Origin of the sequence: Agrococcus sp. Marseille-P2731, from assembly GCF_900117395.1 — a bacterium.
GTDB lineage: Bacteria > Actinomycetota > Actinomycetes > Actinomycetales > Microbacteriaceae > Agrococcus.
On sequence record NZ_FPEG01000003.1, the window covers coordinates 68,954 to 91,637 of the forward strand.

Consider the following 22,684-nt stretch of genomic DNA (forward strand, 5'->3'; position numbering starts at 1 on the left):
CGGACCGCATCATCGGCCGGCGATGCGGTTGAGCGTCGCGAGCAGAGCCGCGAAGGTGGCACGGCCCTCCGGGGTGAGTCGCACCAGCGTCGTGCCGTAGCGGGTGCGGCGCTCCTTGGTGACGGCGACGAGCCCGCGCTCCTCGAGGTCACGGATGATCTTGGACAGATCCGGGGTCGAGAGGCCCGTCGCCTCCTGCAGCCCGGGGTAGTCGGCCTGCTCGACCTGCTGCAGGTGAGCGAGCGTGACGAAGCGCTTGGGTGCGACGAGGTGCGCGTCGAGCTCCTGGAAGGGCATCGGAGACTCAGCGGCGGATGAGCAGGACGAGGTAGTAGGCGAGCCACGCGAGCGGTGCGAGGCCTGCGAAGAGCAGCGCCTCCGGGAACGGGATGACCTCGCCTCGGGTGATGCCTCGCCAGATCGGGATGACCATCCACACGGTGAACACGACGGTGACCATCGCGGCCGCCCGCAGCCGCGGCTCGTTCGCGAGGCGCTGGCGCCGCGCCACCCAGTGGTGGGAGACGACCAGCGCGCCGAGCCCCGGCACGATCGCCCACCACGGGTGGCCAGCGAGCGCGAGCGCCCCTGCGGCGAAGGAGAGCGCGATCGTCGCGAGCGCGCTGAGGTGGTCGATGGCGCCGAGTCGCCGTCGCGGGCGCGGCGGCATCGAGGCGAGGAGGCGCTGCGCCTCGGTCGCCGTCATGGCGTCGGGGGTGGACCTCGGGGTGCCGGTTCGCTCGTCCATGGCCCCACCGTACCCACCACTTGCAGATTGTGCAACTGGTTGCAGCGAGACCGACGTCAGCGCGCCGCCTGCCGTGGTGAGCCGCCGGAACCGGCCTCCCGCAGCGCCGCAGCGAGGTATGGAGCGGTGCGGCTCGCCGAGCTGACCGCGACCTGCACCGGCGTCCCCTCCGCGACCACGGTGCCCCCGGCCGCCCCGGATCCGGGGCCGAGGTCGACGACCCAGTCCGCTTCTGCCACCACGCGCATGTCGTGCTCGACCATGATCACCGTGCTGCCGCCGTCGACGAGGTGGTGCAGGTGCGTCATGAGCCGATCCGCGTCGGCGGGGTGGAGGCCGGAGGTCGGCTCGTCGAGCAGGTAGAGGGTGTCGCCACGCTGCCCCCTGCGCAGCTCCGCGGCCAGCTTCACGCGCTGCGCCTCGCCACCCGAGAGCTCCGTCGCGGGCTGCCCGAGCGCGACGTAGCCGAGGCCGACATCCAGGAGCGCGTCCAGGTGGCGGTGCACGTCGTCGTCCTCGAACCACTCGCGCGCATCCGCGACGCTCATCGCCAGCACATCCGCCACGGTCCTGCCGTCGAGCTCGACCTCGAGCGTCTCGGGGTTGTAGCGGCTGCCCCCGCAGGTGGTGCACGGCGCGTGCACCGTCGGGAGGAAGAGCAGCTCGACCTCCATCGTCCCCTCCCCCTTGCAGGTCGGGCAGCGGCCGGCCGGCAGGTTGAAGGAGAACCGGCTGGCCGAGTAGCGGCGGCGTCGCGCTTCCGGGGTGGCGGCGAAGAGCGCGCGGATGCGGTCGAACAGCCCGGTGTAGGTGGCGACGTTCGATCGTGAGGTGCGGCCGATGGGTCGCTGGCTGACCTGCACGATGCGCCGCAGCCGCTCCCCGGGGCCGCGCGCGCTGCCAGTGGTCGAGGCCTCGGTCGCGATCGCCAGCGGATCGTCGGCCGCAGTCGAGCCCTCGTCGGCGCGCGCCTCGTCGGCGTCCAGCTCGCTCGCGAGGCTCGCCTGCAGCAGCTCGGGCAGCGCCTGGGCGACGAGCGTCGACTTGCCGGAGCCCGACACCCCGGTGACCGCGGTGAGCGCGCCGAGCGGGAAGGCCACCGAGAGGTCGCGGATGGTGTGCCGCGTCACGCCCTGCAGCTCGATCCGGCCGTCGCCCTCGCGCGGGGTGCGCGGGCTACGCGCAGGTGGCGGTGCGTCGAAGAGGTACCGCCGCGTGACCGAGGCCTCAGCGCCTCGCAGCCCGTCGAGCGGACCGGAGTAGACGACCGTCCCGCCCTGGGCTCCTGCGCCCGGCCCGATGTCCACGATCCAGTCGGCAGCACGGATGACGTCGAGCGAGTGCTCGACGAAGTAGACGGTGCTGCCCGAGTCGCGCAGGCGCGCGAGGATGCGCAGCAGCGGCTCGGTGTCGGCCGGGTGCAGCCCCGCAGATGGCTCGTCGAGCACGAAGACGACGCCGAACAGCTGCGAGAGCACCTGCGTCGCCAGCCGCATGCGCTGCAGCTCGCCGGAGGAGAGCGATCCGGTCGTGCGATCGAGCGAGAGCGAGCCGAGCCCGAGGTCGACGATGGGCGCGATGCGGGCGAGCGCCTCGGAGACCAGGCGCCGCGCCGCGAGCAGCTGCTCGGGCGCGAGCGCGCCCGCGCGCCCTTCCCCTCCCTCATGCTCCGCCGCCCACTCCGGGCTCAGCACCTGCTCGAGCAGCGCCGCGACGTCATCGAGCGGCATCGCCGAGAGCTCGACGATGTCGTTGCCCTCGAAGGTGACGGCGAGCGCCTCAGGCTTCAGCCGCTTGCCGCCACAGCTCGGGCAGGCGATCGAGACCATGAAGGACGCCGCCCGCTCGCGCATCCGCGCGCTCTTCGAACCCGCGAAGGTGGACAGCACGTAGCGCCGCACGCCGAGGAACGTGCTCATGTAGCGAGGCTCGACGCCCTCGGCGACCGCCCGCTGCACCTCGGCCGGGGAGCGATCGGTGTAGACCGGCACCTGCGGCGACTCGTCCGTGTGCAGCGCCCAGTCGCGCTGCTCGCGCGTGAGCTCGCGCCACGGGATGTCGATGTCGTAGCCGAGCGAGATGAGGCTGTCGCGCAGCTGCTTGCCGTGCCAGGCGGTCGGCCAGGCGGCCAGGGCGCCCTCGCGGATCGTGAGGGAGTCGTCGGGCACCATCAGCCGCTCCGGCACGTCGTGCACGCGGCCGAGGCCGTGGCAGGTGGGGCACGCGCCCTGCACGGTGTTCGTCGAGAAGTCCTCTGCGAGCAGCATCGGCGCACCCTCGGGGTAGGTGCCGACGCGCGAGTAGAGCATGCGCACGACGTTCGCGATGGTGGTCGCGCTGCCGACGGTCGAGCGGGCAGAGCCGCCGGAGCGCTGCTGCGGCAGCGCCACTGCCGGGGGCAGTCCAGTGATGGCGTCGACGTCGGGGCTGCCCACCTGGTGCATCAGGCGCCGGGCGTAGGGCGCGACCGACTCGAAGTAGCGCCGCTGCGACTCGGCGTAGATGGTGCCGAACGCCAGCGAGCTCTTGCCGGAGCCCGAGACGCCGGTGAACGCGACGAGCGCGTCGCGCGGGATGTCGAGGTCGACGCCCTGCAGGTTGTGCTCCCGCGCGCCGCGGACGCGGACGCGATCGAGGTCTCGCTCCTGCGCCGTCACGCGACGGCTCGGCGGGTCGCCTCGAGGCGCTCGATCGCTTGGTCGATGCGGGAGGCGTCCGTGCCGCGGACGACGATGTTGGTGCCGAAGACCATCCCGTCGTGGAACGGGTAGGAGCCGATGTTGAGGTCGGGCAGCTCGAGCGCCAGCTCGCGCAGCGGCGCCGCGATGCGACCCTCTCCGACGTCGAACCGCAGCTCTCGCGAGCGCACGGGCAGGCCCGCCTCGAGGGTCGGCAGCAGCGCGTCGAGCATGGCCACGAAGATGGCCGGCACGCCCGCCATGACGTGCACGTTGCCGATCGAGAAGCCCGGTGCGCCGCTGATCGGGTTGACGATCAGGTCGGCGCCGTGCGGGATGCGCGCCATGCGCAGGTGCTCGGGCGTCAGCACCCTGCCGGTCCCGACGGCGGCCTGCAGCGCCGCTCGCGCATCATCGCGCACGTCGACCCCGACCCCGAAGGCGCCAGCCACCGCATCCGCCGTGATGTCGTCGTGCGTCGGGCCGATGCCGCCGGACGTGAGCACGTGCGTGTGCGCGGCCCGCAGCGCGTTGAGCGCATCGACGATCACCGCGTGGTCGTCGGGCACCACGCGGATCTCGCGGAGGTCGATGCCGAGTCGCCCCAGCTGGCCGGCGGCGTAGTGGGCGTTGGCCTCGCGCGTGCGGCCGGAGAGGATCTCGTCGCCGATCACGAGCATGGCAGCGGTCGGGTTGGTCATGGCTCCAGCCTGCCCCTCCCGCCTGTGGGAAGCGAATCGCCGAGCTGTACCGGAACGTGCTGGGGGTGCCGCCCGCTGCGCGCAGATCGACCCGCCGCAGCGGGTGCGTTGCGTGCTTGGCTGGGCACCACCCGCGCACGCTCGAGAGGATCATCCGATGCCCACTGCCTACGACTTCGTCCAGGTCGATGTCTTCTCGCCGGAGCCCTACCGGGGCAATCCGGTCGCAGTGATCCACGGCGCAGATGCGCTCGACGCCGCGACGATGCAACGGGTCGCCCGCTGGACGAACCTGTCGGAGACGACCTTCTTGCTGCAGCCGACCTCCCCGGAGGCCGACTACCGGGTGCGCATCTTCACGCCCGGCGGCGAGTTGCCGTTCGCCGGGCACCCCACGCTCGGGTCTGCGCACGCGTGGCTGGAGGCGGGCGGTCAGCCGAAGTCGTCTGATCGCGTCATCCAGCAGAGCGAGGCGGGGCTCGTGCCCGTCCGCCGCGGGGAGCTGCTCTCCTTCGCCGCTCCCCCGATGCGCCGGACCGGCGCGATGATCGAGGCGGAGCTCGCACCGCTGCTCGCCGCGCTCGGCGTCGCGCCGGAGCGCGTGCTCGATCACCAGTGGGTCGACAACGGACCCGGCTGGTGCGTGGTGCGACTGCGCACCGCGCAGGAGGTCCTCGACCTCGACCCCGATCTCTCCGGCATCCCTGAGGCGATGGTCGGCGTCATCGGCGCCTACCCCGCCGGCTCCCCGCACGCCTTCGAGATGCGGACCTTCGCTCCGGGCGTCGGTGTGCCGGAGGATCCGGTGTGCGGCAGCATGAACGCCTCGGTCGGGCAGTGGCTCACGTCGACTGGCGTGGTCGACGGCGACTACGCCGTCTCGCAGGGGCAGAGGCTCGGCCGAGCCGGCAGCATCGCGATCTCGCTGGACGACGACGGCCAGGTCTGGGTGGGCGGCGCGACGACCACCCGCTTCCGCGGCAGTGCGCTGATCTGAGGGCCCGGCTCACTGACGGGGGGCAGCGCGCTCCTGCGAGGCCGCAGGATCGCGCTCGGCAGCCGCGGTCGGTTCGGCCTTGCCGATGAAGCCTTCGCTCGCCGCCCACGATGCGAGCAGCCGAAGCGCGTCGGCGCTCGGCGATCCGGGGACCGCGGGGTAGGTCGTCAGCGTCATCCCGCGGTCGCCGTGCAGCGGCACCGAGAGGTAGTGGAGCTCGAGCGCCCCGACGACGGGGTGCACGAACCGCTTGAGGCCGGCGTAGTGGTGGCGCACGTCGTGGGCCGCCCAGAGGGTGCGGAACTCCTCGCTTCTCATCGACAGCTCGCCGATGAGCGAAGCAAGGCCCGCGTCGTGGGGGTTGCGACCGGCCTCGCCGCGAAGGATCGCGACATTCATGTCAGCGCTGCGCTGCCACTCGGGGAAGTAGGCCTTCGCGCGCGAGTCGAGGAAGATGAAGCGCGAGACGTTGGCCGGCCGCTCGGCGCCCGCGTACATCGGCGAATGGAGCGCATAGCCGAGCTCGTTGCCCGCGACGAGGTCCATGCGATGGTTGAGCACGATCGCGGGTGCGTCGGTGATCGCGTCGAGCAGATAGCGCACCTCGGGCCGCACGTCGGTCGCAAGCGGCTTCCGCTGCACCCGCGGCGAGGCTTGGGATGAGCGGGCGAGGTCGAAGAGGTGCTCCCTCTCGGCGTCGTCGAGGCGCAGCGCGCGGGCGATGGACTCGAGCACTTCGTCGGAGACGCCTTTCAGGTTGCCTCGTTCGAGCCGAGTGAAGTAGTCGACGCTCACGCCGGCGAGCCGGGCCACCTCCTCGCGGCGCAGTCCTGTCACGCGGCGGCGGTCGCCGAAGGTCTCGACGCCGGCTTGCTCCGGCGTGATCCGGGAGCGGCGGCTGACGAGGAACTCCCTGACCTCCGCGCGATTGTCCATGCGATCGACGGTATCTCCCGGACGCCTCGCGAGGGAGGTCCTGCCGGAACCCGTCACAGCGGGGCCCTTCCCCGATCGCGCGCCACGCGGTCGACTGTAGGCACCCATCCGCGCCCGTCTGACGGCGGGCCCCACGAAGGAGCGCTCATGCGAGCAACCATGATGTACGGCGCGGGCGATGTCCGCGTCGCCGAGGTCGCCGATCCCACGATCGTAGAGCCGACCGACGCGATCATCCGCGTCACCTACGCGTGCGTGTGCGGCTCCGACCTGCACCCGTACCACCAGCTCGACGAGACGCCCGAAGGCCGCCCGATGGGCCACGAGGCCATCGGCGTCATCGAGGAGCTCGGCTCCGACGTCGCGTCCCTCTCGGTCGGCGACACCGTCATCGTCCCGTTCGCCTTCTCAGACGGCACGTGCTCGTTCTGCCGCGACGGCATCACCACGTCATGCGTGCACGGCGGGTTCTTCGACGGCCTCGAGACCGGCGCGACCCAGGCGGAGCGCCTCCGCGTCCCGCACGCTGACGGCACGGCCGTCGTCATCCCCGCCGGCACCGACGAGTCGCTCATGCCGTCGCTGCTCACGCTCTCGGACGTCTACCTGACGGGCCACCACGCCGCCGTCCGCGGCGGAGTGGAGCCCGGGAAGACGGTCGCCGTGATCGGCGACGGCGCGGTCGGCCTCTCGGCCGTGCTCGCTGCGAAGCAGCTCGGCGCTGAGACGATCGTCCTCATGGGCCGTCACGAATCGCGCACCGACCTCGGGCGAGAGTTCGGCGCCACCCACGTCGTCGCCGAGCGCGGCGAGCAGGGCATCGCGAAGGTCCTGGAGCTCACCGGGGGCGAGGGTGCGCACGTCGTGCTCGAGGCCGTCGGTCACATGCCTGCCTACGAGCAGTCGTACGGGATCGTCCGACCGGGCGGCACCATCTCGCGCGTCGGCGTGCCGCAGTACGAGGATGCCCCGGTCGGCTTCGCCTCGCTGTTCGGCAAGAACGTGACCCTCACGGGCGGCCCCGCGACCGTCCGCGCCTACCTCGAGGCTGCGCTGCCGCTCGTGCTCGACGGCATCATCGAGCCCGGTCGCGTGTTCGACCGAGAGCTGCCCCTCGACCAGATCCCCGAGGCCTACCGCCTCATGGACTCGCGCGAGGCGCTCAAGGTGCTCATCCGTCCGTAGTCCGCGACGCTGCACGTCGGAGGGCTCGACCATCGGCAGAGCCCTCCGACCCAGGTCGGCCGGTCGGTCGGCCACCGGCGAGGCGCTCCTCCGAGCGGCTCCCGCTCGCAGCGTGACGCAGCCCGTGGCGGGCCGCGCCCGAGCATGGAACAGTGAGGGGATGGCTCCTTCTCGTTCCCCGCTCGCGGAGTCGAGCGCGGTGCAGTCGTCCTGGCCCGCTCGCGCCCGCTACTCCACCCGCAACGCCTGGTCGGGAGCGCTGTTCGGCATCGGCCTCGTGGCGTTCGTCGATGAGGCCGTCTTCCATCAGCTCCTCCACTGGCACCACTTCTACGACCGGGGCACGACCGAGCTCGGCCTCGTGTCCGACGGCCTCTTCCACGCCGTGAGCTGGTTCGCCACGATCGCGGGGCTCTTCCTCCTCGCCGACCTCCGCCGCCGAGGGGCGCTCTGGTGGAAGCGATGGGTGGGCGGGGTGCTGCTGGGCGCCGGTGGCTTCCAGCTGTACGACGGCATCGTGCAGCACAAGCTCCTGGGTCTCCACCAGATCCGCTACGTCGACGATCTGCTCCCCTACGACCTGACGTGGAACCTCGCCGCCGTCGCCCTCGCGATCGCCGGGCTGGTGCTCCTGCTCCTGACCCGGCGGTCCACGGCGCTCTCGCGCGATCCCTCATGACGCTCGCGGCGCCGATGCATCCGCACCACGCGAGCGGGAGCTTCTCGCTCGACCTCGTGCTCATCGGCATCGCTGTCGCCGCAGCGGCGCTCTACGCGCTCGGTGTGATCCGCGCGGGTCGTCGGGGCCGGCGCTGGCCTGCGTACCGCACCATCTGCTGGATCCTCGGGATCGCCGCCGCGACGGTCTCGGTCGCCGGGCCCCTCGCCGCCGCGGCCCACAGCAGCTTCGTCGCGCACATGTGGGCGCACCTGCTGGTCGGGATGCTCGCACCGCTGCTGCTGGTCGCAGCGGCACCAGTGACGCTGGCGCTCCGGGCGCTCGATGTGCTCTCCGCGCGCCAGCTCTCGCGCCTGCTGCGCACGCGTCCTGTCCGCGTCGTCGCGCATCCGCTCACCGCCGCACTGCTCAACGCCGGCGGCCTGTGGCTCATCTACCTGACGCCGCTCTTCGCGTTGATGCAGAGCAGCCAGCTCATGCACGTCGCCGTCCACGCGCACCTGCTGCTGGCCGGCTACCTCTTCACGGCGGCCGTCATCGGCGTCGACCCGAACCCGCACCGCCTGGCTCGTCCCTGGGTCGCCGGCATCGTGGTCCTGACCATGGCATCGCACAGCATCCTCGCGAAGCACCTCTACGCGAACCCACCGGCCGCCGTGCCTGTGCTCGAGGCGCACGACGGCGCCCAGCTGATGTACTACGCCGGGGCCTGGCTCGAAGCCGCGATCGTCGTCATCTTCTGCGCCCAGTGGTACCGAGCCTCAGGGATCCGTGAGCGCCGACGACCCCGATCTGAGCATTCTTTCAATGCGGCCCCGCGCCGCGAGTCGTGAGGGAGCGCCCGTCGACCAGGCGCAAACTCGCACGTGCTGCACTCTTCCGCGGCGATCCCTGACGAGACAGGTACGACGGATGGCTATGCCCTCCATTCACGACACCGCGCCGATGACGCCGAGCCTGCGCATCCGCAAGAAGCAGGTCACGCATCGCGCGATCACTGACGCCGCCCTCGCGCTCGCGAACGAGCGTGGTTTCTCCAACGTCACGCTCGACCAGATCGCGGAGCGCGCCTTCATCTCGGCTCGCACCGTCACCAACTACTTCGCCTCGAAGGAAGCAGCGCTCCTCGCCGCCTTCGACACTCCCTGCGACGACCTGTTCGCGATGCTCGCCGCGAGGCCGGCAGAGGAGCATCCGCTGCGCTCGGTGCAAGCAGCCATCACCGCCGACGTCCGCAGCTGGGATGAGTCCCGCCTCGCGCTGGTCCGCGCAAGGGAGAGCATGCTCGCGCAGAACCCGTCGGTCGCCTCGCTGCAGCTGAGCCAGCTCGAGCGCTTCGGACACGCCATCCACTCGACCCTCGCGCTGCGCGCGGGCACCGACCCCTTCTCCGAGCTCACGTCTCGACTCGCTGCGGGGATCACGGTGATCATCCTGAAGACGGCGACCACCCGCTGGACCGAGGTGCCGGATGATGCGGCCCGCCTTGCTGCACTGCTCGATGAAGCCTTCGACGAGGCAGCGCAGGGCGACCCACTCGCGCTTCCGATCTCGGCGGCGCTGCCGGCCTGACCCGAAGGCCTTCTGGGCTGTCCATGAACGCCTGCGGCCGGAGCCCGGCAGCTCTCGAGCGATTGCCCGAGGAGCCGGGCGCTGCTCAGACGTTGAAGCGGAACTCCACCACGTCGCCGTCGGCCATCACGTAGTCCTTGCCCTCGATGCGCACGCGGCCGGCGGCCTTCGCGTCCGCCATCGAGCCGTGCGCGTCGAGGTCCTCGAAGGAGACGACCTCTGCCTTGATGAAGCCGCGCTCGAAGTCCGTGTGGATGACGCCGGCGGCCTGCGGGGCCGTCCAGCCCTTGCGGATGGTCCAGGCGCGCGACTCCTTCGGCCCAGCCGTCAGGTAGGTCTGCAGGCCCAGCGTCTCGAAGCCGATGCGCGCGAGCTGGCCGAGGCCCGACTCCTCCTGGCCGAGCGACTGCAGCAGCTCCAGCGCCTCGGCGGGCTCGAGGTCGACGAGCTCCGACTCGACCTGCGCGTCGAGGAAGACGGCCTTCGCCGGCGCGACCAGCGCCGCGAGCTCCGCCTTCTTCTCCTCGTCGCCCAGCACGGCCTCGTCGACGTTGAAGACGAACAGCACCGGCTTGGCGGTCAGCAGCCCGAGCTCCTTGATGGGCGTGGTGTCGAAGCCGGCCTGCGAGAGCGTGCGACCCGAGTTCAGGATCTCATCCGCCTCGACCGCCGCGGCGAGCACCGATGCGTCGACCTTCTTGCCCTTGACCTCCTTCTCGAGGCGCGGGATCGCCTTCTCGAGGGTCTGCAGGTCGGCGAGCATCAGCTCGGTGTTGATGGTCTCCATGTCGGAGGCGGGGTCGACAGCGCCGTCGACGTGCACGACGTCGCTGTCGCCGAACCCGCGCACGACCTGCGCGATCGCATCCGCCTCGCGGATGTTCGCGAGGAACTTGTTGCCGAGCCCCTCCCCCTCGCTCGCACCCTTGACGATGCCGGCGATGTCGACGAACGACAGGGCGGCGGGCAGGATGCGCTGCGATCCGTGGATCTCGGCGAGGCGCGTCAGGCGCGCGTCCGGCAGCTCGACCACCCCGATGTTCGGCTCGATCGTGGCGAACGGGTAGTTCGCCGCGAGCACGGTGTTCTTGGTGAGTGCGTTGAAGAGGGTCGACTTGCCCACGTTGGGGAGTCCGACGATGCCGATGGTGAGTGCCACGACAGATCAGCCTAGCGACCGGGCGGTCAGCCGACGGCCAGTCGGATGCTGGGCTCGGCGGGTAGGGTCGCGGCACGGCGCTGCTGCCGTCACCTCGAGCTCGGGAGGCACCATGACGGATGGCACGACGGCGGATGCGCCTGCAGCCCTGCGGGAGCCGACCCGAGACGAGCCTCGAGCCGCGGTGCGCTCGAAGCGGATGTCGCTGGTCGCCGCGTGCCTGCGGAAGGCCGCGGGATGGCGACTGCTCGAACCGGAGGTGCTCGGGCTCGAGCAGCTGGTGCGCCCTGGCGACGTGTGCGTCGACGTGGGCGCCGCCTACGGCATGTACAGCTATCCGCTGGCGCACCTCGTGGGCCCGCTCGGCGCCGTGCACAGCTTCGAGCCGCAGCGGAAGGCGCACGCGCTGCAGCGCGCCGGCAGCGCGCTCGCCGGCGCCGGCCGCATCCACCTCACCCGCTCGGGCGTCGGCCGCGTCGCAGGCGAGGCCGAGATCGTGCTGCCCATCCGCTTCGGCCTCCCCATCCACGGCCACGCGCACATCGGCGACGGCCTCGTCGAGCCCTCACGACCGAGCCGCTGGCACTCGCGCACCAAGCGCATCCGGGTGCCCGTCACCACGATCGACGAGGTGTGCGCGGCGCGCGGCATCGAGCGCGTGCACTTCATCAAGGTCGACGTCGAGGGCTTCGAACCGGGCGTCGTGCAGGGCGCGGCCGAGGTGATCCGCCGCGACCGGCCGAGCTTGCTGCTCGAGATCGAGGATCGCCACCTCGAGCGCTACGCGACGACCGCCGCCGACTTCGCCGCCAGCCTGCTCGCGCTCGGCTACGCGATGCACGTCTGGCGGGCGGGGCGATGGCAGCGCGTCGACCGCGTCGAGCGCGGCACGCGCAACTACCTCTTCGCGACCGACGCGGCTTGGGGTCGCACCGCCTGACCGCCGCGCGCCCGTCGTTCATCCAGGTGATCCGCGTAGCGTCACCAGGACACCGCCGCGCGACGCTCCGCCGCCGGCGACGACCGAAGGGCGATGCACCATGGCCGCTGACCAGACCGACCCCGACTACGACCGCCGACAGGGCGACCCCGTGGACCACGAGCAGGCACCCGCCGACAGCGGCTCGGCCAGCTCGTTCGCCTCGCGCCACAACGAGTTCGCGCCCGAGGACGGCCACGACGCCGCCGCGCACGACCCCAAGACCGGCGCGCCCGTGCACGGCGACGGCACTCCCGTCGAAGCGGAGCCGGTGCACTGGGACAAGGGCGAGGCCAGCGGGCAGGATCCGGCCGCGCAGGCGGTCGAGGACGACGACGCCCCGCACGAGCGCGAGCGGGCCGGTGACGGGCAGGCTCGCGAGGCGCACCCCGACCACGTGCCGCAGCGGACGGAGCCCCACGAGGGCGCCAGCCACCTCGACGAGGCGGAGCCGGGCACGAAGGCCGAGCACTGAGCATCGACACCGGGAGCGCCGGCGGCCCCGCCCGCCGGCGCTTCGTCGTGCGCGGCAGCGTGCAGGGCGTGGGCTTCCGCATGGCCGCCGCGGCTGAGGCGCGCCGCCTCAGCGTCGCCGGCAGCGTGCGCAACCGCTTCGACGGCACCGTCGAGGCCGAGGTCGAGGGCACTGCGGATGCGGTGGCCGCCATGGGAGCGTGGCTCGCGCAGGGCCCGCCCTCGGCCCGCGTCGACAGCGTCGAGGCGGATGAGCTGGAGCTGCGCGGCGAGAGCGGCTTCCGCATCGCCTGACGCGCAGCGCGGCAGGTCGGGGTGCGCAGTCGCGCCCGGTCATGGCGCGGTGCACTGCGCGACGCGCGCAACCGCGACGCGCTCGCTTGCGCGCTTCGCGCATCCGTTGCATGCTCGTGGGAGCCGCGCGATCCGCGGTACCCAGCACTCAACGAGGAGAGCACCATGAGCGCCATCCCTGAGTTCTCGCACGAGCGCGTCCTGACATCGCAGGGCGCCCGCAGCGGGCTCGTCATCACCGTCGCACTGCACTCGAGCGCACTCGGCCCCGCGCTCGGCGGCTGCCGGATGTGGACCTACCCGACCTGGGCCGAGGGCCAAGCCGACGCCCTGCGCCTCTCTGCGGCAATGACCCTCAAGAACGCCGCCGCAGGCCTCGATGCTGGCGGCGGCAAGTCGGTCATCGCCCTGCCCGCCGGCGAACGCGTCGACAGCGAGCGCCGCCGCGCGGCCCTGCTCGACCTCGGCGATCTCGTCGAGACGCTCGACGGCCGCTACCGGACGGCCGAGGATGTCGGCACCACCGAGCACGACATGGTCGTCGTGCGCGAGCGCACCGAGCACGTCGTCGGCCTGCCCGCCGCGAAGGGCGGCGCGGGCGAGCCCGCCGGCGCCACTGCGCTCGGCGTCTACTCGTCGGTCGCACCGACGCTCGAGGCGGCGTTCGGCTCGGCCTCCATCGAGGACCGCTCGTTCGTGATCTCGGGGCTCGGGCAGGTGGGCGGCCGTCTCGCGCGCATGCTCGCCGGGCACGGCGCGCGCCTGCTCGTCACCGACATCGACGACCGCAAGCAGGCCCTGGCGCGCGAGATCGGCGCCGAGTGGATCGCGCCCGAGCACGCGCTCACGACCGCCGCCGACGTGCTCGTGCCGGCCGGCCTGGGCGGCATCCTCACCGACGCGACGATCGACGCGCTGCCCGTTCGGGCGGTCGTCGGCCCGGCCAACAACCCGCTCGCCGAGCACTCCGGCGCCGAGCGGCTGCAGCAGCGCGGCATCGTCTACGCCCCCGACTTCGTCGTGAACGCCGGCGGCGTCATCCACCTCGAGGGCATCGCGGGCGGGCTCGAGTGGCCGGCGATCGCCGAGCGCCTCACCGGCATCGGCGACACGCTGCGCGAGGTCTTCACGAGCGCCCGCGAGCGCGGCACCACGCCGCTCGCCGCGGCCGAGGCGATCGCCAACGCGCGCATCGACGCGGCGCGGGCGCGGCAGTCCGTGGCCGCCTAGGCCTCAGCGCTGGGCCGCTCGGCGGGAGCGGAATCGGCCACCGCTTGCAGGCGCGCGACATACGCGCTCCACCACTGCGCGTCCCGCTCCGGCAGGTTCGAGACGCCATCCCGCAGACCGGCAGCACCATCGAGGCTCTCGCGCACGATGTCGGCGTGCCCTGCGTGGCGCGCGACCTCGGCGATCATGTGCACGAGCAGGCGCTGCAGCGTCGTGTCGCCGCGGTCGCCCCACCAGGGCACGTGCGCGGGGGCGTCGAGCGGCAGCGCGGCGATGGATGCGTCGGCGTGCGCCCAGGCGCGATCCCAGAGGCCCAGCACCGACGCCTGCGACTCATCGGCCGCGGCCCACATGTCGGCGTTGTCCTCGGCAGCGTCGTCGTTCCAGGCGAGGCTCTCGGGGAACGGCGGGCCGACGCACACGCCGAAGTAGTCGGAGGCGACGGTCGCCACGTGCTTGACGAGCCCCAGCAGGTTGGTGCCGGTCGGCGTCATCGGCATGCGCAGCTCGCGCTCCGAGAGCCCCTCGAGCTTCCAGCGCAGCGCATCGCGCTGGACGGTCAGAGAGCGCTGCAGGATCTCCTCGGCGTCGTCGCTCATGCACGCATGATGGCAGACTCGCCCCATGCACGAGGAGATGCTGCAGGGCACCTGGCACGTCGTGGCGTCGAGCCTCACGATGTGGCAGCGCCGCAGCGAGCCGAGCATCACGTACGCGCCACTGCCGGACGGCCGCATCAGCGACACCGTCCTGTCGCGCGGGCGGCGCGGCTGGAGCACCATCGTCGGCATCGATGCGCTGCAGCCCGACGGCTCGCTCGAGTGGCGAGGCGTGCAGCCGCTCACCCTGCTCGTGCGCAGCCGCTGGCGCGTGCTGCTGCACGACGGGCGCTTCGCCGCGATCCGCTTCGAGCGCACGCCCTTCACCGAGGCCGGCATCGACATCCTCGCGCGCGATGCGAGCGCGAGCACGGATGCGGTGGCCGAGATCGCGCGCCGCCTCTCGGCAGAGCCCTCCGCGGCCGACCTCGTGCACCGTCTGCGTGCACCCAAGGGGCGCTGAGCAGCACACCGCCGACTCTGGCTCCACGCCCATGGCGCGTGCAGGATGCGCGCGTACGGTCGGCCGTGCGCGGCGACCGCGCTGCGCGGAACGGAGTGACGAGCATGCACGAGAGCAACCAGCACGACCAGGCCCGTCAGGGGCAGGAGCACGACGCCCCGGCCCAGGAGGACTCGGTGGTCGACAGCGGCGCCGAGAGCGGCGGCACGGTGCAGCAGCCCGACCCGGCGGTCGGCGAGGACGCCAAAGAGAATCCGGTCGAGGGCTTCGATCCTGAGAGCGAGAGCTCCGGAGCCTGACGCGGCTGAGGCCTCAGGCCCCGGCGGCGGATGGAGCCGAGCGAGCGACGCGTCAGGCGGCGCCGTCGCCCTCCATGAGCGCGATCACGTTGCCGCCGGGGTCCGTCGTCCACGCGATGTCGGGGCCCATGCCACGGGCGATGCCGCGCTCATCCTGCTCGAAGCCCTCGTAGCGCTGGAAGGCGACGCCGCGCGTGACGAGTTCGTCGACCGCTGCCCGCAGGTCGGGCACGACCAGGTTGAGGATGGTGAACACCGCCGGCTCGTGATCCTCCTTCGGATACGCGAGCACGACGGTGCCGCCCGGCAGCGTCAGGTGCAGCATCCCGTGGTCCTCCGCCACCTGCAGCTCGAGCACCTCGCTGTAGAACTCCCTCGCCGCTGCCACGTCGGGCACGGCGAAGCCGCTGAAGCCATCGTTGTAGTGCATCCGGCACCTCCCGCGGGCATCCTCCTCTCGGTCCGCCTCGGACACAAGGCCCGCTCAGCGGTGACGGCGCGACGCTCGGCCCACGCTGAGGTGCGCCACCTAGGGTCGGGATGCGCGACCACGTCGTCGCGCTGACGAAGGGAAGCACATGAGCGACCAGCACCAGCACACCCCCGCCGACAGCGACGGCCAGACGGGACCCGACGGCGCGATGGGCGGCGACTACGGCGACCCCGGCGAGGCGGAGAGCCTCGTGGGTCAGCCGGTCGAGGAGACCGGCGCCGACGAGAACGAGCCCGCGGAGGGCGAAGCGCCGCAGGAGCCGACCGACCGCTAGGCCGGCCAGCGCACCGCACCCTCGACGACGACCGCGGTCTCGCTCAGCGGGTGCGGTGCGAGCCGGCCGTCGTGCATGAGGTGACGCACGTCGACGCCGTGCAGCACCGTCGCGACGTCTGCGACGACGCGTCGATGGCAGCGCCACCACACGGCTTCCGAGCAGAGCACCGCGACGCGCCGCTCCGCCGCCTCGGCGAGCACGGTCTCGAGCCCCGCGCCGAACTCCGGCGTGCGGGTCCACGCCGCGTAGGCGCGGAACGCCGCGACGCGCCACCAGTCGTCTGGCGACTCGGCGTCGTCCGCGACCGACAGGCGACGACGCCCGCCGAGCCGCTCCTCCCACCGCCAGGCGATCCCGCCGGCAGCGAGCTCGTCCTCGATCGCATCCCGCGACGCGGCCGGGTTCGCCTGCGAGCCGGGGAAGCGGCGGATGTCGACGACGAGCTCGACGCCGGCGGTGCCGAGCACCGCACGGAGCGCATCCCCGTCGAGGCGTCCGTGGCCGACGGTGAGCAGCTGGAGCGCTATCGCTGCGCCTCCAGACCCAGCTCGATGAGCTCGGTGATGAGGTCGCTGTAGGCGATGCCGCTGGCCTCCCAGACGACGGGGAACATCGAGATCGAGGTGAACCCGGGCATCGTGTTCACCTCGTTGAGCACGATGCCGCCGTCGGGCGTGACGAAGAAGTCGACGCGGGCGAGCCCCGATCCGTCGATCGCCTCGAAGGCGCGGATGGCCGCATCCTGCAGAGCCTCGATCGTCGCCTCGTCGAGGTCGGCGGGGCACTCGGTGCGTGCCGTCGCGAGGCCGCGGTACTTCGCGTCGAAGTCGTAGAACGTGCCCTCGTCGAGCACGATCTCCCCCGGCAGCGAGGCGCGGGCACCGTCGCCGGCGCGGCCGCCGAGCACGCCGACCTCGACCTCCCGGCCAGCGACCCCCGACTCGACGAGCGCTCTGGTGTCCTCGGCGAGGGCCAGCTCCATGGCGCGGTCGAGCTCGGCGGCCGTAGCGACGCGGCTCACGCCCACCGATGATCCTGCGCGCGCGGGCTTCACGAAGACGGGGAAGGTCAGCTCGCCAAGTCGCGCCCGCACCGCCTCGGGGTCGCGCGCCCACTGCTGGCGCGAGACCGTGACCCACGGCGCCACCGCGATGCCGGCGTGCTCGATGACGGTCTTCGCGAAGTGCTTGTCCATCGCGACCGCGCTCGCCAGCACGCCGTTGCCGACGTAGGGCACGTCGATGAGGTCGAGCAGGCCCTGCACCGTGCCGTCCTCGCCGAATCGGCCGTGGAGGATCGGGAGCACGACGTCGACGTCGCCGAGCTGCCGGACCGCACCCGAGGCATCCGTCACCGACAGCGCGCGCGAGGCGATCGAGCCCGGCAGCTGCACCGCGTCGCCCTCGACGACCTCCGGCACGCGCTCGAGCGCGAGCGGCGCGGGATCGTCGGCCTGGAGCACGAAGCGGCCGTCGCGGGTGATGCCGATCGGCACCACCTCGAAGCGCTCGCGGTCGATGTGCTCGAGCACGCTGCCTGCGGTCGCGCACGAGATCGTGTGCTCGCTCGAGCGGCCGCCGAAGAGCAGCGCGACGCGGGTCCTGCGGCCGGATGCGGATGGGGAGAGCTCTGCCACGGTCATTCCTCGATCGGCTCGTCGTCGGTCGTCAGGTGCGGTGCGATGTCCCGCGGATCCATCTGCCCGTCGAGCACGAGCTTCACCTGCTCGAGGATCGGCATCCGCACCCCCTTGGCAGCCGCCAGCTGCGCCACCGGATCGACGGAGGCGAGCCCCTCGGCCACCTGCTCCATGCGAGCGATGACGTCGGTGCGCGAGTAGCCCATGCCGAGCAGCCGGCCGGCGGTGAAGTTGCGCGACAGCGGCGAGGCGCAGGTGGCGATGAGGTCGCCGAGGCCCGCGAGCCCGCGCAGCGTCTCGCGCTCCGCGCCGTGTGCCACGGCGAAGTCGGTCACCTCTGCGAGGCCGCGCGTGATGATCGAGGCCTTCGTGTTCTCGCCGTAGCCGACGCCGTCGACGATGCCGATGGCGAGGGCGACGAGGTTCTTCAGCACTCCCCCGAACTCGGTGCCGATCACGTCGGTGTTGATGAAGGAGTGGAAGTAGTCGTTGCGGGCGCGCTTGGCGACCGCGCGCGCGGTCTCGGCGCTCGCCGACGACACCACGGCGGCGGTCGGCTGCTCCTGCGCGATCTCGAGCGCGAGGTTCGGCCCCGAGACGACCGCGATGCGCTCCACCCCGAGCCCCAGCTCCTCGGCGATGACCTCGCTCATGCGCATGCGCGAGCCGGCCTCCACGCCCTTCATGAGGCTCACGATCGGCGCGCCGGGCTCGATCGCATCGCCGTGCTCGCGCAGCAGCAGCCGCAGCTGCTGGCTCGGCACGGCGAGGTAGACCTGGGATGCGCCTGCCAGCGCCGCGCGCACATCGCTCGTCGCGTGCAGGGTCGCGGGCAGCGTGATGCCCGGCAGGTAGCGGGTGTTGCGCCGTGCCTCGTCGATCTCTCGCGCCGCCTCGGGCCGGCGCGCCCAGAGCACCGTCTCAGCACCGCCGTCGGCCAGCGCCTTCGCGAACGTCGTCCCCCAGCTGCCGGCGCCCAGGACGACGGCGTCAGCCATCGGTGCGCTCGTCGTCGGCCGCACCCGGTGCCGTGCCCGGCGCATCCCGTCGGTGGTCGAACCTGCCGATCTCGCTCTGGCCGTGCTTGGAGGGGTCGTGGCGCTCAGCCGGGGGCGCCTCGCCGCGCAGCTCGCCGAGCAGTGCCGCGATCGCCGCCATCACGCGGTCGGTGGCGGCGGTCATCGCCTGCTGGTCGGTGCGGCCGGCGAACTCCGACAGGTCGACGGGCGGGCCGAAGAGGATGTGGATGTGCTTGCGCGGGAACGGATGGATGCGCTTGCCGTAGCGCGGCATCAGGTGCTGCGTGCCCCAGTGCGCGGCGGGGATGAGCGGCACGCCCGCTTCGAGCGCCATGCGCACGGCGCCGGTCTTGCCGCGCATCGGCCACAGGTCGGGGTCGCGCGTCAGCGAGCCCTCGGGGTAGATGATGACGCCCAGCTCGTCGCGCACGACCGTGCGCGCCGCCTCGAGCGACTGGCCGTGCGCGCTCGGGCGGCCGCTGCGCTCGACCGGGATCTGCCCTGCGGCGCGCAGGATGCGCCCGACCACGGGGATCTCGAACAGGCTCGCCTTCGCCATGAAGCGCGGGATGCGGCCCGACTTGTAGATCGCGACCGCCATCACGAGCGGGTCGATCTCGCTGTAGTGGTTCGGGGAGATGACGAACGCGCCGCGCGCGGGCACGTGCTCGTTGCCGCGGATGTGCAGCTTCGTCATCGCCGCGATGGCCGGCAGCACCGCAGCCGCGAGGCCGCGATACACCGGCGTGCGCTCGTGCTTCGGAGGCTTGCCGGGCAGGCCCATCAGCCCTCCACGTCGAAGTCTGCGCCCAGCGTCTCCAGCTTCTCGATGAAGCGCTCGTAGCCGCGGGCGATGATCCCCACGTTCGAGATGCGGCTCGTGCCCTCTGCGGTCAGCGCCGCCACGAGGTGGCTGAAGCCGCCCCGCAGGTCGGGCACGGTCACATCCGCGCCGTGCAGCTCGACGGGGCCGGCGATGACCGCCGAGTGCTCGTAGTTGCGCTGGCCGAAGCGGCAGGCGTGGCTGCCGAGGCAGTCGGTGTGGATCTGGATGCGCGCGCCCATCTCGACCAGCGCCTCCGTGAACCCGAAGCGCTGCTCGTACACGGTCTCGTGCACGATCGAGATGCCGTTCGCCTTCGCGAGCGCGACCACGAGCGGCTGCTGCCAGTCCGTCATGAAGCCGGGGTGCACATCCGTCTCGACCACGACGGGCTTCAGGTCGCCGCCGGGGTGCCAGAAGCGGATGCCGTCGTCCTCGATCTGGAAGGCGCCACCGGCCTTGCGGTAGACGTTGAGGAACGTCGTCATCTCGGGCTGGCGCGCGCCCTCGAGGAAGATGTCGCCGCCGGTCGCGAGCGCCGCGCACGCCCAGGAGGCGGTCTCGTTGCGGTCGAAGAGCGCGGTGTGGCTGTAGCCGACGAGCTTCTCGACGCCCTCGATGCGGATGGTGCGGTCGGTGTCGACCTGGATCTCGGCGCCCATCTTCTGCAGGATCGCGATGAGGTCCATGATCTCGGGCTCGACCGCTGCGTTCGTGAGCTCGGTGCGGCCGCGCGCGCGCACGGCGCCGAGCAGCACCTGCTCGGTGGCACCGACCGAGGGGTAGGGCAGATCGATCTTGGCGCCGTGCAGGCCGTTCGGAGCGGTCATGCGGATGCCGCTGGGCAGCTTCTCGACGACGGCGCCGAAGTTGCGCAGCACCTCGAGGTGGAAGTCGATCGGTCGGTCGCCGATGTGGCAGCCGCCGAGGTCGGGGATGAAGGCCTCGCCGAGCTGGTGCAGCAGCGGGCCGCAGAACAGGATCGGGATGCGGCTGGAGCCCGCATGCGCGTTGATCGAGGTCTCGTGCGCCGTGCGCACGTTGGCCGGGTCGAGGCGCAGGGTGTCGCCGTCGCGCTCGACCGTGACGCCGTGGAGCTCGAGCAGGCCCTGCACGACGCGCACGTCGCTGATCTGCGGCACGCTGCGCAGCTCTGACGGGCCCTCGCCCAGCAGCGACGCGACCATCGCCTTCGTGACGAGGTTCTTCGCGCCCTTCATCTGGATGCGGCCCTGCAGCGGCTTGCCGCCGCGGACGGTGATGCGGTCGACGTTCATGCCGACTGCTGCGCCAGCGCTCTTGCTGAACTCGGTCAGATTCACTGGGTTCCTTCCCTGACGGGCTGCGTCGTGGGCATCCACGCCGGTCGGTTCGCCTCGAAGGCCGTGATGGCGGCTTCGTCGCGGAGGGTCAGGGCGATGTCATCGAGCCCTTCGAGCAGGCGCCAGCGAGTGTAGTCGTCGATCTGGAAGGGATGCGCGACGCCGTTCGCCGTGGCGGTGCGCGCCTCGAGATCGGCCGTGACCTCGGCGCCGGGCGCCTCGCGCGCGATCGCCCACAGCGCCTCCATCGTCTCCTCGGAGATCTGGCCGACGAGCAGCCCCTGCTTGCCGGCGTTGCCGCGGAAGATCTCGCCGAAGCGCGGGCCGAGCACGGCGCTGAAGCCGAAGTCGCGCAGCGCCCAGACGGCGTGCTCGCGGCTCGAGCCGGTGCCGAAGTCGTGCCCGACGACGAGGATGCCGCCGCGCTTGAAGGGCTCGCGGTTGATGACGAAGTCGGGATCCTGCCGCCACGAGTGGAAGAGGGCGTCGTCGTAGCCGGTCTTCGTGACGCGCTTCAGGAACACCGCGGGGATGATCTGGTCGGTGTCGACGTTCGACCGCTCGAGCGGCACGATGGGGCCCGTCAGGGTGCTGATCTTCTCCATGCTCAGGCCTCCTCGGCCGTCGGCTGCTGCGGATCGACGATCTGCATCTCGTCGGCGCTCACGTTCTGCGGGTCGCGCCGGGCGGGCGCCTGCCCGTCGCCCTGCAGGTCCCAGGGGCTCGAGAGCGTGCCGCGGATCGCGGTCGCCGCAGCGACGAGCGGCGAGACCAGGTGGGTGCGCCCGCCCTTGCCCTGGCGCCCCTCGAAGTTGCGGTTCGAGGTCGACGCGCAGCGCTCGCCTGGCGCGAGCTGATCGGGGTTCATGCCCAGGCACATCGAGCAGCCGGCGAAGCGCCACTCGGCACCGAAGTCCTTGAACACCTTGTCGAGCCCGAGCGCCTCGGCCTCGAGGCGCACCCGAGCCGAGCCCGGCACGACCATGACCTTCACCCCATCCGCCTTCTGCTTGCCGCGGATGATCTCGGCGGCAGCGGTAAGATCCTCGACGCGCGAGTTCGTGCACGAGCCGATGAAGACGGTGTCGACCGGGATGTCCTTGAGCTTCGTGCCGGGGCGGAGGTCCATGTACTCGAGCGCGCGCTCTGCGGCTGCGCGGTCGGTCGGGTCGGTGAACGACTCGGGCGAGGGCACCTCGCCGGAGAGCGAGACGCCCTGGCCGGGGTTCGTGCCCCAGGTGACGAAGGGCTCGAGCTCGTTCGCGTCGAGGAAGATCTCGGCGTCGAAGACGGCGTCGTCATCGGTCGGGAGGGTGCGCCAGTAGTCGAGCGCTGCCTCCCAGTCGGCGCCCTTCGGCGCGTGCGGCTTGTCCTTGACGTAGGCGAAGGTCGTCTCGTCCGGGGCGACCATGCCGGCGCGGGCGCCGGCCTCGATCGACATGTTGCAGATCGTCATGCGGCCCTCGACCGAGAGCGAGCGGATCGCGCTGCCGCGGTACTCGAAGACATAGCCCGCGCCGCCGCCCGTGCCGATCTGGGCGATCACGGCGAGGATGATGTCCTTCGCGGTGACGCCGGGGCGCAGCTCGCCCTCGACGTTCACGGCCATGGTCTTGAAGGGCTTGAGCGGCAGCGTCTGGGTCGCCATGACGTGCTCGACCTCGCTCGTGCCGATGCCGAACGCCATCGCGCCGAACGCCCCGTGCGTCGAGGTGTGCGAGTCGCCGCAGACGACCGTCACGCCGGGCAGCGTGAGGCCCAGCTGCGGACCGACGAGGTGCACGATGCCCTGCTCCTTGTCGCCGAGCGAGTGGATCCGCACGCCGAACTCGGCGGCGTTGTGGCGCAGCGTCTCGATCTGCTTGCGGCTCGTCGGATCCTGGATCGGCTTGTCGATCTCGAGCGTGGGGGTGTTGTGGTCCTCCGTCGCGACGGTGAGGTCGGTGCGACGCATCGGCCTGCCGGCCTGGCGGAGGCCGTCGAAGGCCTGCGGGCTCGTCACCTCGTGGACGAGGTGGAGGTCGATGTAGATGAGGTCGGGTGCCCCGTCGGCACCCTTGACGACGACGTGGTCGTCCCACACCTTCTCTGCGAGCGTCTTGCCCATATCGATCTCCC

27 protein-coding genes are annotated in these 22,684 nt (G+C 71.9%); 12 read left to right on the forward strand and 15 right to left on the reverse strand.

The window, feature by feature from the left end:
• Positions 1-9: 9 nt before the first annotated feature.
• The 4 genes from BQ6202_RS08495 to BQ6202_RS08510 are packed head-to-tail and all read right to left on the reverse strand — an operon-like array spanning position 10 to position 4,127.
• Positions 10-297, reverse strand: a complete 288-nt coding sequence (locus BQ6202_RS08495) for a transcriptional regulator (RefSeq protein ID WP_072314074.1) — start codon at positions 295-297, stop codon at positions 10-12.
• A 7-nt stretch (positions 298-304) separates the two neighbouring features.
• Complete coding sequence (locus BQ6202_RS08500) at positions 305-748, reverse strand: hypothetical protein (RefSeq protein WP_072314075.1); 444 nt, start codon at positions 746-748, stop codon at positions 305-307.
• A gap of 56 nt (positions 749-804) precedes the next feature.
• Positions 805-3,405, reverse strand: coding sequence for an excinuclease ABC subunit UvrA (locus BQ6202_RS08505; RefSeq protein ID WP_072314076.1), 2,601 nt, complete (start codon positions 3,403-3,405; stop codon positions 805-807).
• Positions 3,402-4,127, reverse strand: a complete 726-nt coding sequence (locus tag BQ6202_RS08510; RefSeq protein ID WP_072314077.1) for a competence/damage-inducible protein A — start codon at positions 4,125-4,127, stop codon at positions 3,402-3,404. The genes BQ6202_RS08505 and BQ6202_RS08510 overlap by 4 nt, the downstream gene beginning before the upstream one ends.
• A gap of 157 nt (positions 4,128-4,284) precedes the next feature.
• Between BQ6202_RS08510 and BQ6202_RS08515 the strand changes: the two genes are divergently transcribed.
• Positions 4,285-5,124 carry a PhzF family phenazine biosynthesis protein gene (locus BQ6202_RS08515; RefSeq protein ID WP_072314078.1) on the forward strand — a complete coding sequence of 280 codons (840 nt, stop codon included), beginning with the start codon at positions 4,285-4,287 and terminating at the stop codon, positions 5,122-5,124.
• A 9-nt stretch (positions 5,125-5,133) separates the two neighbouring features.
• Here the strand turns inward: BQ6202_RS08515 and BQ6202_RS08520 are convergent, their stop codons facing one another.
• Positions 5,134-6,060: a helix-turn-helix transcriptional regulator gene (locus BQ6202_RS08520; RefSeq protein WP_072314079.1), complete on the reverse strand. Its 927-nt coding sequence runs from the start codon at positions 6,058-6,060 to the stop codon at positions 5,134-5,136.
• Positions 6,061-6,207: 147 nt separating this feature from the next.
• Here BQ6202_RS08520 and BQ6202_RS08525 point away from each other — a divergent pair, with 147 nt between their 5' ends.
• From BQ6202_RS08525 to BQ6202_RS08540, 4 genes are all read left to right on the forward strand, one after another.
• Positions 6,208-7,245 carry a zinc-binding dehydrogenase gene (locus tag BQ6202_RS08525; protein ID WP_083587149.1) on the forward strand — a complete coding sequence of 346 codons (1,038 nt, stop codon included), beginning with the start codon at positions 6,208-6,210 and terminating at the stop codon, positions 7,243-7,245.
• 160 nt (positions 7,246-7,405) lie between these two features.
• A complete protein-coding gene (locus BQ6202_RS08530) occupies positions 7,406-7,924 on the forward strand; it encodes a DUF2243 domain-containing protein (RefSeq protein WP_072314081.1) in 519 nt (172 codons plus the stop codon).
• Positions 7,921-8,757 carry a cytochrome c oxidase assembly protein gene (locus BQ6202_RS08535; RefSeq protein WP_083587150.1) on the forward strand — a complete coding sequence of 279 codons (837 nt, stop codon included), beginning with the start codon at positions 7,921-7,923 and terminating at the stop codon, positions 8,755-8,757. The genes BQ6202_RS08530 and BQ6202_RS08535 overlap by 4 nt, the downstream gene beginning before the upstream one ends.
• An 85-nt stretch (positions 8,758-8,842) precedes the next feature.
• Positions 8,843-9,496, forward strand: a complete 654-nt coding sequence (locus tag BQ6202_RS08540) for a TetR/AcrR family transcriptional regulator (protein ID WP_159433631.1) — start codon at positions 8,843-8,845, stop codon at positions 9,494-9,496.
• Positions 9,497-9,581: 85 nt separating this feature from the next.
• Here BQ6202_RS08540 and ychF read toward each other — a convergent pair whose 3' ends face one another.
• A complete protein-coding gene (ychF, locus tag BQ6202_RS08545; protein WP_072314083.1) occupies positions 9,582-10,655 on the reverse strand; it encodes a redox-regulated ATPase YchF in 1,074 nt (357 codons plus the stop codon).
• A gap of 112 nt (positions 10,656-10,767) precedes the next feature.
• On the opposite strand from ychF, the gene BQ6202_RS08550 reads away from it, so the two are divergent.
• The 4 genes from BQ6202_RS08550 (at position 10,768) to BQ6202_RS08565 (ending at position 13,632) form a co-directional block, all read left to right on the forward strand.
• Positions 10,768-11,595, forward strand: a complete 828-nt coding sequence (locus tag BQ6202_RS08550) for an FkbM family methyltransferase (RefSeq protein WP_159433632.1) — start codon at positions 10,768-10,770, stop codon at positions 11,593-11,595.
• A gap of 100 nt (positions 11,596-11,695) precedes the next feature.
• Positions 11,696-12,109: a hypothetical protein gene (locus BQ6202_RS08555; RefSeq protein WP_072314084.1), complete on the forward strand. Its 414-nt coding sequence runs from the start codon at positions 11,696-11,698 to the stop codon at positions 12,107-12,109.
• A gap of 47 nt (positions 12,110-12,156) precedes the next feature.
• The gene (locus BQ6202_RS08560) at positions 12,157-12,402 is read left to right on the forward strand and encodes an acylphosphatase (RefSeq protein WP_327021586.1); all 246 of its coding nucleotides are present in this window, start codon (positions 12,157-12,159) and stop codon (positions 12,400-12,402) included.
• 165 nt (positions 12,403-12,567) lie between these two features.
• Complete coding sequence (locus tag BQ6202_RS08565; protein ID WP_072314086.1) at positions 12,568-13,632, forward strand: Glu/Leu/Phe/Val dehydrogenase dimerization domain-containing protein; 1,065 nt, start codon at positions 12,568-12,570, stop codon at positions 13,630-13,632.
• Here the strand turns inward: BQ6202_RS08565 and BQ6202_RS08570 are convergent.
• A complete protein-coding gene (locus BQ6202_RS08570; protein ID WP_072314087.1) occupies positions 13,629-14,231 on the reverse strand; it encodes a DinB family protein in 603 nt (200 codons plus the stop codon). The genes BQ6202_RS08565 and BQ6202_RS08570 overlap by 4 nt on opposite strands.
• A 25-nt stretch (positions 14,232-14,256) precedes the next feature.
• On the opposite strand from BQ6202_RS08570, the gene BQ6202_RS08575 reads away from it, so the two are divergent.
• Together BQ6202_RS08575 and BQ6202_RS08580 are read left to right on the forward strand one after the other, a co-directional pair.
• Positions 14,257-14,694, forward strand: coding sequence for a lipocalin/fatty acid-binding family protein (locus tag BQ6202_RS08575; protein WP_072314088.1), 438 nt, complete (start codon positions 14,257-14,259; stop codon positions 14,692-14,694).
• 104 nt (positions 14,695-14,798) lie between these two features.
• Positions 14,799-14,993, forward strand: coding sequence for a hypothetical protein (locus tag BQ6202_RS08580; protein ID WP_143143702.1), 195 nt, complete (start codon positions 14,799-14,801; stop codon positions 14,991-14,993).
• Between the two features lie 52 nt (positions 14,994-15,045).
• Here BQ6202_RS08580 and BQ6202_RS08585 read toward each other — a convergent pair whose 3' ends face one another.
• Positions 15,046-15,423 (reverse strand): VOC family protein, encoded by a 378-nt coding sequence (locus tag BQ6202_RS08585; RefSeq protein WP_072314090.1) that lies wholly within the window; start codon positions 15,421-15,423, stop codon positions 15,046-15,048.
• Between the two features lie 148 nt (positions 15,424-15,571).
• Here BQ6202_RS08585 and BQ6202_RS08590 point away from each other — a divergent pair, with 148 nt between their 5' ends.
• Positions 15,572-15,760 (forward strand): hypothetical protein, encoded by a 189-nt coding sequence (locus tag BQ6202_RS08590; protein ID WP_072314091.1) that lies wholly within the window; start codon positions 15,572-15,574, stop codon positions 15,758-15,760.
• On the opposite strand, the gene BQ6202_RS08595 is transcribed toward BQ6202_RS08590, so the two are convergent.
• From BQ6202_RS08595 to leuC, 7 genes are read right to left on the reverse strand one after another with little or no spacing between them, the layout of a single operon-like run.
• A complete protein-coding gene (locus tag BQ6202_RS08595; protein ID WP_234946168.1) occupies positions 15,757-16,230 on the reverse strand; it encodes a DUF488 domain-containing protein in 474 nt (157 codons plus the stop codon). The genes BQ6202_RS08590 and BQ6202_RS08595 overlap by 4 nt on opposite strands.
• Positions 16,231-16,286: 56 nt before the next feature.
• The gene (locus BQ6202_RS08600; protein WP_072314092.1) at positions 16,287-17,405 is read right to left on the reverse strand and encodes a D-alanine--D-alanine ligase family protein; all 1,119 of its coding nucleotides are present in this window, start codon (positions 17,403-17,405) and stop codon (positions 16,287-16,289) included.
• Positions 17,402-18,400 (reverse strand): NAD(P)H-dependent glycerol-3-phosphate dehydrogenase, encoded by a 999-nt coding sequence (locus BQ6202_RS08605; protein ID WP_072314093.1) that lies wholly within the window; start codon positions 18,398-18,400, stop codon positions 17,402-17,404. Before BQ6202_RS08605 ends, BQ6202_RS08600 begins: the two co-directional genes overlap by 4 nt.
• Entirely contained in the window at positions 18,393-19,205 is an 813-nt protein-coding gene (locus BQ6202_RS08610; protein WP_072314094.1) for a lysophospholipid acyltransferase family protein, read from the reverse strand. The genes BQ6202_RS08605 and BQ6202_RS08610 overlap by 8 nt, the downstream gene beginning before the upstream one ends.
• Entirely contained in the window at positions 19,205-20,521 is a 1,317-nt protein-coding gene (murA, locus tag BQ6202_RS08615; RefSeq protein WP_072315059.1) for a UDP-N-acetylglucosamine 1-carboxyvinyltransferase, read from the reverse strand. Before murA ends, BQ6202_RS08610 begins: the two co-directional genes overlap by 1 nt.
• Before the next feature lie 41 nt (positions 20,522-20,562).
• On the reverse strand, positions 20,563-21,171 hold the full coding sequence (gene leuD / locus BQ6202_RS08620; protein ID WP_072314095.1) for a 3-isopropylmalate dehydratase small subunit: 609 nt from the start codon (positions 21,169-21,171) through the stop codon (positions 20,563-20,565).
• 2 nt (positions 21,172-21,173) lie between these two features.
• Positions 21,174-22,673: a 3-isopropylmalate dehydratase large subunit gene (gene leuC, locus BQ6202_RS08625; RefSeq protein ID WP_083587153.1), complete on the reverse strand. Its 1,500-nt coding sequence runs from the start codon at positions 22,671-22,673 to the stop codon at positions 21,174-21,176.
• Between the last annotated feature and the right edge of the window lie 11 nt (positions 22,674-22,684).